Raw genomic sequence first — 386 nt, forward strand, 5'->3', positions numbered from 1 at the left:
GTTGGCCAGCTGGATCAGCAGATTGGCGCGGTCGTCGAGAGACTCGCCCATGCCAAGGATGCCGCCCGAGCAGATCTTCATCCCCGACTCACGCACGTAAGCCAGGGTTTGCAGGCGCTCGCTGTAGGTACGGGTGGTAATGATCGACCCGTAGAACTCCGGCGAGGTATCGAGGTTGTGGTTGTAGTAATCAAGGCCGGCCTGGGCCAGCGCGGCGGTCTGGTCCTGATCGAGGCGGCCAAGGGTCATGCAGGTTTCCAGGCCCATGGCCTTCACGCCTTTGACCATCTCCAGCACATAGGGCATGTCTTTGGCCGAGGGATGCTTCCATGCGGCGCCCATGCAGAAACGCGTCGAGCCGATGGCCTTGGCGCGGGCAGCCTCTT

At 62.4% G+C, this 386-nt stretch carries 1 protein-coding gene; it reads right to left on the reverse strand.

From position 1 onward, the window contains the following. The coding region (locus tag AC0L3B_RS38555) for a radical SAM protein (RefSeq protein WP_473382867.1) at positions 1 to 386 on the reverse strand (386 nt) is incomplete at both ends.

The organism is Bradyrhizobium sp. Kon56, assembly GCF_055807635.1.